The sequence below is a fragment of the Streptomyces sp. NPDC031111 genome (genome assembly GCF_055570675.1).
Window position 1 is genome coordinate 356872 of sequence record NZ_JBVIGS010000001.1, and the last position, 8992, is coordinate 365863.

General features: G+C 72.4%; 12 protein-coding genes. 8 read left to right on the top strand and 4 right to left on the bottom strand.

What is annotated here, in order from left to right; genetic code table 11:
* From ACZ470_RS01625 to ACZ470_RS01635, 3 genes are read right to left on the bottom strand one after another with little or no spacing between them, the layout of a single operon-like run.
* Positions 1-1425, bottom strand: a complete 1425-nt coding sequence (locus ACZ470_RS01625; protein ID WP_468423387.1) for an exopolysaccharide biosynthesis polyprenyl glycosylphosphotransferase — start codon at positions 1423-1425, stop codon at positions 1-3.
* The gene (locus ACZ470_RS01630; protein ID WP_468423389.1) at positions 1422-2708 is read right to left on the bottom strand and encodes a glycosyltransferase family 4 protein; all 1287 of its coding nucleotides are present in this window, start codon (positions 2706-2708) and stop codon (positions 1422-1424) included. Before ACZ470_RS01630 ends, ACZ470_RS01625 begins: the two co-directional genes overlap by 4 nt.
* Positions 2705-3784: a DUF3344 domain-containing protein gene (locus tag ACZ470_RS01635; RefSeq protein WP_468423391.1), complete on the bottom strand. Its 1080-nt coding sequence runs from the start codon at positions 3782-3784 to the stop codon at positions 2705-2707. Before ACZ470_RS01635 ends, ACZ470_RS01630 begins: the two co-directional genes overlap by 4 nt.
* Before the next feature lie 320 nt (positions 3785-4104).
* On the opposite strand from ACZ470_RS01635, the gene ACZ470_RS01640 reads away from it, so the two are divergent.
* The 4 genes from ACZ470_RS01640 to ACZ470_RS01655 all read left to right on the top strand — a co-directional run bounded on the left by ACZ470_RS01640 (position 4105) and on the right by ACZ470_RS01655 (position 6678).
* On the top strand, positions 4105-4905 hold the full coding sequence (locus ACZ470_RS01640) for a hypothetical protein (RefSeq protein WP_468423393.1): 801 nt from the start codon (positions 4105-4107) through the stop codon (positions 4903-4905).
* Between the two features lie 125 nt (positions 4906-5030).
* Complete coding sequence (locus ACZ470_RS01645) at positions 5031-5300, top strand: hypothetical protein (protein WP_468423395.1); 270 nt, start codon at positions 5031-5033, stop codon at positions 5298-5300.
* A 96-nt stretch (positions 5301-5396) separates the two neighbouring features.
* Positions 5397-5828, top strand: a complete 432-nt coding sequence (locus ACZ470_RS01650) for a tyrosinase family oxidase copper chaperone (protein WP_468423397.1) — start codon at positions 5397-5399, stop codon at positions 5826-5828.
* The gene (locus ACZ470_RS01655; RefSeq protein WP_468423399.1) at positions 5812-6678 is read left to right on the top strand and encodes a tyrosinase family protein; all 867 of its coding nucleotides are present in this window, start codon (positions 5812-5814) and stop codon (positions 6676-6678) included. The genes ACZ470_RS01650 and ACZ470_RS01655 overlap by 17 nt, the downstream gene beginning before the upstream one ends.
* 87 nt (positions 6679-6765) lie before the next feature.
* On the opposite strand, the gene ACZ470_RS01660 is transcribed toward ACZ470_RS01655, so the two are convergent.
* Complete coding sequence (locus ACZ470_RS01660) at positions 6766-7005, bottom strand: chaplin (protein ID WP_468423401.1); 240 nt, start codon at positions 7003-7005, stop codon at positions 6766-6768.
* Between the two features lie 318 nt (positions 7006-7323).
* Here ACZ470_RS01660 and ACZ470_RS01665 point away from each other — a divergent pair, with 318 nt between their 5' ends.
* The 4 genes from ACZ470_RS01665 (at position 7324) to ACZ470_RS01680 (ending at position 8865) form a co-directional block, all read left to right on the top strand.
* Positions 7324-7584: a hypothetical protein gene (locus ACZ470_RS01665; RefSeq protein ID WP_468423403.1), complete on the top strand. Its 261-nt coding sequence runs from the start codon at positions 7324-7326 to the stop codon at positions 7582-7584.
* A 110-nt stretch (positions 7585-7694) separates the two neighbouring features.
* Positions 7695-7964 (top strand): hypothetical protein, encoded by a 270-nt coding sequence (locus ACZ470_RS01670; RefSeq protein WP_468423404.1) that lies wholly within the window; start codon positions 7695-7697, stop codon positions 7962-7964.
* A gap of 207 nt (positions 7965-8171) precedes the next feature.
* A complete protein-coding gene (locus ACZ470_RS01675) occupies positions 8172-8441 on the top strand; it encodes a hypothetical protein (protein ID WP_468423405.1) in 270 nt (89 codons plus the stop codon).
* A gap of 145 nt (positions 8442-8586) precedes the next feature.
* The gene (locus ACZ470_RS01680) at positions 8587-8865 is read left to right on the top strand and encodes a hypothetical protein (protein ID WP_468423407.1); all 279 of its coding nucleotides are present in this window, start codon (positions 8587-8589) and stop codon (positions 8863-8865) included.
* The last annotated feature ends 127 nt before the right edge of the window (positions 8866-8992 follow it).

Below are 8992 nucleotides of genomic sequence, written 5' to 3' on the forward strand. Positions count from 1 at the left end.
TCAGCTCCCCGTCGGCCGGACCAGCGTGGCCGCGGTGCGCAGCAGGATGCAGACGTCCCGCCACAGCGACCAGTCGTCGATGTAGGCGTTGTCGAACCGGCAGCGGTCCTCGATGGAGGTGTCGCCGCGCAGCCCGTGGATCTGCGCGAGGCCGGTGATGCCGGTGCGCATCCGGTGCCGGGCCGCGTAGCCGGGATACGTCTGGCTGAACTGCGCGACGAAGTACGGCCGTTCGGGCCGGGGCCCGACCAGGCTCATGTCGCCCCGCAGCACGTTCCACAGCTGGAGCAGCTCGTCGAGGGAGGTGCGCCGCAGCATGCGGCAGAACCAGCGCATCTCGTGCTCGTTGGCCACGCTCCACCGGGTCGCCGACTCGTGCTCGTCGACCGGGCGGTGGGTGCGGAACTTCAGCAGCGTGAACGGCTCCCCGTTCCGGCCGATGCGCTCCTGCCGGAACACCACACCCGGCCCGTCACCGATCCGCAGCGTCACGGCGCACACCAGCAGCAGCGGACTGACCAGCAGCAACAGCGTCCCCGACACCAGGACGTCGAGCATCCGCTTGCCGATGCCGCCGCCGCGCGCCGGGGCGAGGTCCAGCCGCCGGCAGGAGAACCCGGCCAGCCGCTCCCGCGTCGGGTACGGCGCGGAGTCGGCGTCGACCTCCCAGACCACGCACCCCGACGCGGCCAGCGTCCGCAGCAGCGCCCCCTGTTCGGCGCGCACCGAGGGGTGGACGGCGAGCACCGCCCGCACCCCGTTCTGGATGACCGCCCGCTCGACCTCCTCGTCCGTGCGCAGCACCGGCACGCCCTCGGCGCCGTCGGCCTGCCCGGCGACGATGCCCACCGGCCGCACCCCGCACCGCGGGTGGCGCAGCACGGCGGCGGCCACGCGCTGCGCGGTCGCGGCCGGCCCGACGACGAGCGCGGCCCGCGGGTGGCGCAGCAGCGCGGCCCGCCGCCGGCCGTGCACGCCCGCGCGCAGCGCACAGCCCGCCGCCGCCTGCACGGCCAGGCCACCGAGCACGGTGCCGGCGGACAACGGGTCCTCCGGCCGGTGCGCCGCCCACAGCGCCGCGCCGGCGAGCCAGGCCACCGCGACCCGGCCGCACACGGCGGGCAGTTCCTCCAGCAGCCCCGGCACCGGCGGCCGGACGTCACGGGGGCGCAGCAGCAGCGACAGCCCGATCAGCAGGGCGACGAGCAGCGGATGGCGCTGGTCGCCGGTGAGGACCAGCGTGGCCGGCAGGACGGCGGCAGCATCCGCGACGAGCAGCGGTGCCGGTGACGCGGGCCGGGCCGGCGCGGTGGGCAGCCGGGGGCCGGTGTCGGGGCCGCGGGGCGGCATGACGGAGACGGACGAGGAGAATCCGTGGTCCCGCGGCGGTACGCCGGGGGAGGGCACGGTGCGTTCGGCGGTCACGAGTGGATGGACTCCCTGTGCTCGGAGGGCTCGGCGCGCGTTGTCGTCCGGCCGGCGTCCGTGTCCTCGACGGCCCGGTGCGGGCACGTCCTTGTCGCGGCGGGCCGGGCGCCGAGCAGTTCGCGGTAGACGTCGGCGACCGCCCGCGCGGTGTGCCGCACGTCGTGGAGGGACAGCACGTGCCGGCGGCCCAGGTCGCCGAGCGACGCGCGCAGCGGCGGATCGAGCAGCAGCGCGCCGACGGCCCCGGCCAGTGCCTCCGGGTCCTCCGGCGGCACCATGCACCGGTCGGCGAAGGACGGCGGCAGGCTCTCGCGGGCGCCGTCGACGTCCGTGACCACCACCGGCCGCCCGCAGGCCATCGCCTCCAGCGGGGCCAGCGCCATGCCCTCCCAGCGGGACGGCAGGACGACGAGATCGGCGGCCTGGTACCAGGGCGAGGTGTCCGCGACGGCCCCCGCGAACAGCACGGACCCGGGGGCCTGTGCGCGCAGCCGGTCACGGTCCGGCCCGTCGCCGACCAGCACCAGACGGGCGTCGGGCACCCGGCGCCGCACGGTGTCCCAGGCCCGCAGCAGGACGTCCTGCCCCTTCTGCCGGCACAGCCGGCCCACGCATACGGCGAGCGGCGCCTGCCCGGACAGCCCGGCCAGCGCCGCGAGTTCGGCCCGTACGGGGGCGGCGGGCGCCGGACGGAAGCGGTCGGGGTCGATGCCGTTGGGTACGACAGTCCACCGGCCGGTGATGCCGGCGTGCACGCCGGTGGCGCGTTCGGCCTCGCTCACGCAGACCACCCGCGCGGCCCAGCGCGCCGCCCAGCGCTCCCAGCGGAGCGCGAGGGCCGCGGTGGAGCCGCCCACGGCCTCGAAGGACCAGGCGTGCGGCTGGAACACCGTGGGGACGCGCCCGCGCACCGCGAGCCGCCCGGCGAGCCCGGCCTTCGCGCTGTGCGCGTGCACCAGATCGGGGCGCACCTCGTCGATCAGCCGGGTCAGCTGCCGCACCTCCCGCACGAGCGAGGCGCCCGGTGAGCGCGTCGCCCGCCAGTGCCGTACGTGCGCGCCGAGCGACCGGAGCCGGCCGGAGAGCGCGCTGTCGGGGCAGATCGCGGTGACGTCCATGCCGTCCGCCAGCTGGGCCCGGACCAGGTCCGTCACGACCCGCGCCACCCCGCCGTCCACCGGCTGGGTGAGGTGCAGGACCCGCGGCGGGCGGCCGGGCACCGTCAGGCCCGTCCGCACGGCCTCACCGCTCAGGAAGGCGCTCGGCGCCGGACCGCTCACCGCCGGGCGTCGACGGCGGCGAAGAGCACGCCGGCCCAGGCCGCGTCCCGCTGCGAGGTGAGCCGGAACGTGGCACGGTCACCGGCGCCGCCCAGGCCGGCCGAGAGGTCGAACACGTCGGAGTCGTAGCCGAGGGTGTTGCCGTACGCCGGTACCCGTGCCGGGGAGGAGCCGCCGGGGTCGGTGACGGTGGAGTTCAGGACGTCGTCGGAGGGGTTGCCCGCGCCGGCGAGCGGGGTGGAGGAGCCGCCGGCGGTGAGGACGAGCGAGTCGCCGGTGGTGCCGCGGTCGCCGTTGTACGCCACCAGCCCCGCCCGGCCCCCGGCGCCCGCCGCGAACGGCAGGTCCCGCAAGGCGACTTCGACCCCTTCGCGGCCCCCGAGCGGGGTGAACCCGTCCCAGAGCGCGAGGTGCCGCAGCGGTTCCGCCGGGTTCTCGTACGCCACCACGAGCGTCCAGCCGCCCCAGGTGCCGGCCGCCGACCGGCCGCCGGCCACGTTGATCTGCGCCACCGTGTACAGGCCCGGCGCACTGTCCCGAACCAGCCCGGTGACGTCCGCCGAGGCCTGGAAGGCGTCCGCGCCGTCCGCCACGCGGTGGCCCACCAGCGTGTCCGCGAGGACCTCCTTGTACTCCCCGCCGGGCTCGGCGATCAGCACCCGCCCGTTGTCCTCCCACGGCTTCTGCTCGCCGGCGAGCAGATTGCCGCCCCAGTACAGACGCGCGTAGGTGACCCGGGAGCCGGCGGGCAGACCGACCTCCGCGCGGGAGGAGTTGTACGTGTTGGGGTCCTGGTCGACGTCGATGTAGCCCATGTCGAAGTCGCCGTTCACCCCGGCCCCGCCGGACTGCGCGGCCCGGCAGGCCTGGCCGGTACGGCAGGTGGCGGAGGCGTTGGCCGCCCGTACGATGCCGCCGTGCTGGACCGCGCGGTACCGCTGGGCGAAGGCGAGGCCGTCGGCCTCGGGGGAGGGCGCGGCCGGCGCGGCGGAGGAGGAGCCGCAGGGTGCCCACATCGCGAGGGTGAGGACGCCCACCGTCGCGCGGCGAAGCATCTGACCCAGGGTTTGGCGCATGACCGTCGGAGCCTTTCGGAACAGGGTGGCGGCGGCAGGCAGCGGGGACGAGTGCGATGCGTCCGCCCATGAGGGTGCTTCGGAGGTTCGCAACTCTAGTCACCAAACGGACAAATTCACCGAAATTCAGTGAATGGGGCGAAGTGTGTTGAAAACGTGAAGTCGATGCTCGGGGGGCGGCCCGCCCGGCTCACCACCCCATCAGGCAGAACGCGCAGACGGGTGAGGGACGGAAAATCGAATGGCGCAGCTCCGGTTGCGGGGGCCCGGGGGTGCTTCCACGGTGGCTTCAAGATCCGAAAACCGTGAAAGGAACCTCCATGGGCGTTCTGCCTGCCCGGCGCATCGCACTCGGCGCTCTGTGCGCCGCCCTCCTGGCCGGAGTCACCGGCCCCGCCGCCGTGGCGGCCGACACGGTCCCCGGGCGCGACCGCGCGGTGTCGTCCACCGCGCTGCTCGCGCAGGTCAGGACCATCGACGCGCGCGAGCACGGACTCACCCCGGTCGTCGACCTGGTGACGGCCGTGCTCGAGGCGGACGACGGCCGGCTGCCCTCCGGTGAGGCGAGGAGGCTGGGCGAGGCGGCGAAGGCCGCGGTCGTCAGGGCGGCCGACGACGACCCGGCGGCCACGGCAACCGTCACCACCGAGCCGTCACCGTCGGCCGCGACGGCGGACGACACGGTGCTGGTCACCGAGGGCGACCTCACGAACGAGGAGCTCGCCGCCCTGCGCGAGGCCCTCGACGAGCTGCTGGAGCTGCTCGCGCCCGACACCGCGGCGAGCACGGAGGCTGAGACGGACACCGAAGCGGAGACCGGAACCGAAGCGGCCGAGGAGACGGACGACGCGACGGAGGAGACGGACGCGGCCACGGAAGCGGACGACGCGGCGGCGGACGCGATCGCGCAGGCCGAGGCGGACGCGAACGCCGCCGTCGCGGAGGCGACTTCGACGGTCGACGAGGTGCTGGCCCGGGTGGACGAGCTCGTCGACGCGCTGCTCGGCACCGAGCCCACGGCCTCGACCCTGCCCGCGCCGGCCGACCCCGCGCGGACGCCACTGCTTCCGGGAGTCACCCTCCCGGCACTCACCTCGGTACTGGTGCCGCCATCCTCGTAAAACGCTCATATGAGGACTTGTCGATCCTTGGTATTCCGTTTCCGCTTCGGCCGGGGATCGTTAGGCACGGCGACAGAATTCCCCTCCGGCAACCGACCCCCCGAGTTGCCGAAGAAAGGAACACGATGAAGTCCCTGAAGGCTGCCGCCGTCCTCGCCGGGTCCCTGTTCGCCGCCGGATTCGCCGCGCCCGCGTACGCCGCCGACTCCACCGACCTGGCGTCCACCGGACTCGACACCGGCCTGCGCACCGCGGTCCCCTTCGAGCTGGCGTCGCTGAGCGAGTCGGAGAACGTCGACGCCGACGAGAAGACGCTGCTCGAGACGACGAAGGAAGCGGCCGCCACGGTGAACGAGGCCAAGCCGGTCCACGGCGACCTGGGGCTGCACGCCTGAATCACGCCCTGCGACATCCGGCCCCCAGTTTCCACTGGGGGCCGGATGTCGTTTGCCGCTACGGACAACCGTAGGACGGACAAGGGAGTGTGACCGATGGTCATCGGCATCGAGGCGACCCCGGCCGGCGCGGAACCGCCGCCCGTGCCGCGGGGCAGAACGCGGCGGGACGTGACGCGGGCCCTGCGCACCGGCGTGGTCGCCACGGCCCTGGCGCCGCTGCTCGCCGCCTTCCGCTCGTCCCGCCCCGCATCCGGCGACGCCTTCGACCGGATCCACCGAGGCCGCCGCCTCCGAGGGGCACGGGACGCGGACGGCCGGTGGCACGTCACGGTCGACGGCCGCCCCCTGCACCTGATGCGCCGGGCCGACGGCACCTGGCTGAGCGACGTGGACCACTACTGCTCGTACCCGACACCGCTCGCCGCCGCGCGAGCCGCCGTGGACGCGCTCGCCCCCGGCGACCGGCTGCGGGCCGCCGACACGGGACACGAGCACCGGGAGGGCCGGCATGGCGTACGTGCGTAAGGACGCCGCCACCCTGACGGCGACCGAGAAACGCCGGTTCGTGAACGCGCTGCTGGAGGTCAAACGGCGCGGCGAGTACGACGAGTTCGTGCGCACGCATCTCGCGTACTACTCCTCCGACGGTGAACGGGGGCTGCGCACCGCGCACATGGCGCCCTCCTTCCTGCCCTGGCACCGCCGGTTCCTGCTCGACCTGGAGAACGCCCTGCGCCGGGTGGACTCCTCGGTGACCCTCCCCTACTGGGACTGGACCCGCGACCGCACGACCACGGCGGCACCGTGGACCGCGGACCTCCTCGGCGGCAACGGGCGCCGGTCCGACGCGCGGGTGACGACGGGACCGTTCGCGCACGGGGAGGGCAACTGGACCATCAGGGTGGGGGTGACCGAGGGGGAGGCGCTCACCCGGGACCTGGGCCGCCGGGCCGATCCGATCGGCCTGCCCACGAAGAGCGATCTGGAGTGGGCGCTCAAGGAGACCACCTACGACGTGGCGCCCTGGGACTCGACGGTCACGCGGGGCTTCCGCAACCGGCTGGAGGGCTGGGGCACCGGCCGGGGCAGCGCCTCGTGGCGCAACCACAACCGGGTGCACCGCTGGGTCGGCGGAATCATGCTCACCGCCGCCTCCGTCAACGACCCCGTCTTCTGGCTGCACCACGCCTTCGTGGACCTCCAGTGGTACCGCTGGCAGCGCCGGCACGGCGGGGCCCGCTATCTGCCCGCCACCGCGCCGGGCTCCGGCGACGAGCAGCACGGCCGGCTCGTGTCCCGCCGCGAGAAGCTGCCGCCGTGGGACGTGACGCCCGAGGAGTTGGAGGACGTCGGCGGGACGTACCGCTACGCCTGAGGCGGCACGCGGGCACGCGAAGAGCCCCGGCGCCCGAGGCGGCCGGGGCTCTTCGCGGTACGTACTACAACGCCAATTCCCGCTGTGTCACTTGTTGACGCAGTAGTTGCCGAACGCCGGGTTGAGGGCGCCGATCACATTCACGGTGTTGCCGCACACATTCACCGGCACGTGAACCGGAACCTGGACCACATTGCCGGACGCGACACCGGGCGAGTTGACCGCGGCGCCCTCGGCGCCGGAGTGCGCCGTGGCCATTCCGGCGCCGCCGAACACAACCGCGCCCGTGCCGAGCGCCACGGTGGCCGCCTTCGCGATGCGAGACATCACGTTCTCCTTAACTGGTCTGGTAAGCGCGGCCCCATGACAAGCGGCCGCACTCCCCGCTCAACGCGTCGGCTTTCACCGGGTAACGGGCTGTGCCCCCGAGATCACCCTTTGGCCGTCCTCGCCGCGAACACGGGTTTGTGGCGGCGCGGCCATTCATCCGTCCGATGTAGCGCCACAGGGCTCTGACCTGCGTCTTCACACAAAAGATACGCATCTGGGCGTTTTGGCTGTCAAAAGTCACCGGGCTCGCTTAGATTGGCCACGTTCGGTGACCGATCCAGTACGGATCGTGTCCACTCGAGAAACGGAGAGGTAATGCGTAAGTACCAGAAGGCCGCCGTCGTGATGGCCATGCTCGGCAGTGTCAGCTTCCTCGGCGCCGGCGTCAGCCACGCCGGTGACGCCCCGGGCTTCGAGCTCAACAGCGTGCAGACCACGAACTGCGCGCAGGACAACTCGATCCAGTCGCTCGTCTCCATCGACGACGTCAACGCCGGCGTGGGCGCCATTCTGGGCCTGGGCAACGCGGAGAACACCGAGACCAACGCGGTGGCCTGCTCCTCGAACGTCGGTTGAGCAGTCCTCTGAGGTGAACCGGGTGGGTTCCGGGGTCCGAGCGCACGCGTCGCGGACCCCGGGCCTGCCCGGCCCCCCGGCCATTCCATGATCGTCAAGGAAAAAGGTTGATGTTCCAGTTCAAGAAGATCGCGGCGGCGGGCCTCCTGGGAAGTCTCGCTGTGATCGGCCTCGGTGCCGCCCAGGCCGTCGGCGCGCAGAACGCCCCCACCTGCACCGAGAACAGCCACGGCCACCTCCGCTGTGTGCAGGTCGACGAGCACCGGGTCACCGAGGATGACGGAAAGGTCCGCGTCGACAACGAGACGTCGCAGACCTGCTCCGGCAAGGGTGAGCTCACCTGCGCCAGCACTTTCACCGTCCCCCGCGAGAAGTCCTGACGGTGCTGCGAGGCGCGTCGGTGTCGTTCGACGATCCGATTGCCGGGCCGATTGTGTGAATTCGCGACAGCAGTGCGAAGTGTCTTTTTCTGCCATCTGAATACCGATCGGCGTTTCGCTATCAATTGCCGCAAAGGCCGCCTACATTTGGCGGCTGTCACCGACCGGTCCGCCCCCGGATCGCGTCAAAACGAGAATGGAGAAGTAATGCGCAAGTACCAGAAGGCCGCTGTCGTGATGGCCATGCTCGGCAGTGTCAGCTTCCTGGGCGCCGGCGTCAGCCACGCCGGTGACGACCCGTCGGTGGAGCTCAACAACGAGCAGAAGACGACCTGCGTCCAGGACAACTCGGTCCAGTCGCTGATCGCCATCGACGACATCAACCTCGCGGTCGGCCTCCTCGGCATCGGCAACGCTGAGAACAAGGAGACGAACTCCGTGCAGTGCTCGAGCAACCTCAACCTGGGCGGCGAGTGATCACCATCCGGTGATGTGTGGGCAGGCCCGGAGTCCGGTCGCACGCGATCCGGGCTCCGGGCCTGCCCGCTTCGTTGGCCGTTGAGGCATCCGTAACGGCGTCGCCGTACAGACGCGGCGGGGCCGAGCGTTGAGGAATGGGCAGATGTTCAAGTCGAAGAAGATCACAGTGGTGGCGGGCGTTCTGGGGAGCACTGCCCTGATGGGCCTCGGCGCCGTTCACGCCGTCGCCGTCGAGAGCCCCGCGAAGTGCACCAACGACGGCAAGGGCCTGGTGCGCTGCGAGGATGTGCGCGAGGAGCACATCACCAGCGACAAGTACGGAAAGATCCGCCTGGTCAACGACCAGAGGCAGAGCTGCTCCGGTGGGGGCGCGAAGGTCTCCTGCACGACCAGCACCGACCTCGGTGACGAGCGGTCCTGACGTCTTCGTGGTCATGGGGAAGGGGCGGGAAACACAAAAGGGTTCCGCCCCTCCCCCCCACACATCTCCCCCCCCAAGAGCGGGGGAAGAGGGGGGGGGGGAACCCAAAACCCTTCCAGACAACAGG